The 1,742-nt window shown below is 32.5% G+C and carries 3 protein-coding genes; all 3 read left to right on the plus strand.

All coding sequences use genetic code 11. The annotated features are described in order from the left end of the window. Positions 1-219, plus strand: a 219-nt coding sequence (locus tag SVN78_10890; protein ID MDY6822112.1) for an orotidine 5'-phosphate decarboxylase / HUMPS family protein, incomplete at its 5' end; no start/stop codon positions are given. After that, entirely contained in the window at positions 212-793 is a 582-nt protein-coding gene (pyrE, locus tag SVN78_10895; protein MDY6822113.1) for an orotate phosphoribosyltransferase, read from the plus strand. The genes SVN78_10890 and pyrE, both read left to right, overlap by 8 nt. Positions 794-862: 69 nt before the next feature. Continuing rightward, entirely contained in the window at positions 863-1,678 is an 816-nt protein-coding gene (locus SVN78_10900) for an inositol monophosphatase family protein (protein ID MDY6822114.1), read from the plus strand. Positions 1,679-1,742: the final 64 nt, after the last annotated feature.

Consider the following 1,742-nt stretch of genomic DNA (forward strand, 5'->3'; position numbering starts at 1 on the left):
GAGGCCTCATATATAAGAGAAGTATGTGGAGAAGATTTTAAAATAATAAGTCCTGGTATTAGGCTTGCGTCTAGTGATAAGCAGGATCAAAAGAGGGTTTATACACCTTTAGATGCTAAAAAAGTAGGTGTAAACTATATAGTTGTTGGCAGGTTAATCACTACTAGCAATAACAAAAATAAAGTAATAAATAGAATATTTGAGGAATTAAATGACTGATCAAGAGATAATAGAAATATACAAATCTCATTCAGCTCTACTTAAGGGGCATTTTTTATTATCAAGTGGTATGCACTCTGATACATATTTGCAATCTGCTCTTGTTATGCAATATCCATTTATGGCAGAACAACTGTTGGAGGAACTTGCAAAAAAGATTTATTTTTATGATTTTTCTACTGTATTAAGTCCTGCTATAGGAGGTATTAGGGTTGGCTATGAAATAGCTAGAATACTTAGGAAAAGATCTATATATGCTGAAAGGGTTAACGGTGAAATGCAATTAAGAAGGGGTTTTAAGATATTTGAAGGCGAGAGAATTATGGTTATGGAGGATGTATTGACAACAGGTAAATCAGTTAATGAAGTATTGAATATTGTAAAAGCTCAAGGTGCAAAACCAGTCCTTGTATCAGCCTTAATTGATAGAAGCAATAGCGCTGTTTCCTTTGATATTCCTTTTATACCATTATTAAAATTGAATGTTTTGACGTACTCTCCTAATGAATGTCCTCTTTGTAAACAGGATCTACCACTAGTTTCTCCTGGCAGCCGTCATAAAAAATCAGATTAGCAATACTTTAAATATAAAAATACTTTTAATTAAATAATTTTATTATACTATATATAAAGGGGTTGATTTATGGATTATGAGTTAGTAGAAATTGTATTTAAGGCAGGTGATATATTAAAAGAGGGGCTGAAAAAAAATATAAAAGCAAATTACAAAGGTAAAGCAGATATTGTAACTGAGATTGATTTAAAATCTGAAGAGTTCCTAAAAAAAGAATTGGGAGCTATCTATAAGGATCATATAATAATTGCTGAAGAATCAGAAAGTTATCTATCGTCAAGTGGTGGTAAGGTAGATAACAATAGCGAGTCAAAAAAAGATATAGCTGATAAAAATGTGATCTATATTGACCCTTTAGATGGAACAACAAATTATTATCATCACTTCCCCTTTTTCGCTATCTCTATAGGATTTTATAGTAAAGGGGTTGCCCAAAAGGGTATAGTATACAACCCTTATTTAAATGAGTTTTATTTTGCAGAAAGAGGTAAGGGTGCATATCTTAATGGCAGAAAGATAAATGTAAGTAGTAAAGAAAGTATTGAGGAGTCATTGATAGTTACTGGTTTTACAAGTAGCGTTATCAATAAGGATGGAAGTATTATTATGAAACAGCTAAAGAATATTTCTGAAAAATGCCATGGCATAAGAAGGGTAGGCTCAGCAGCGCTTGATCTATGTTATGTGGCAAGAGGGGTATTTGAGGCTTTCTATGAGCGTGGTCTAAAGCCGTGGGATATTGCAGCGGGAAAGCTCATTGTTGAGGAAGCTGGTGGGTATGTTACCAATGAAAAAGGAAAAGAACATAATCTTAATTCTAATTATATAATTGCAACTAACAAATATATACATAATAATTTAATAGGTCTTATAAATGAGTATTGAAAATAAGATTGAAAAGCTCGCACTTTTAACTAGTGGTGGTGATGCCCCAGGTATGAACGCTTGC

Source organism: Deferribacterota bacterium (assembly GCA_034189185.1).
Taxonomy (GTDB): Bacteria; Chrysiogenota; Deferribacteres; order Deferribacterales; family UBA228; genus UBA228.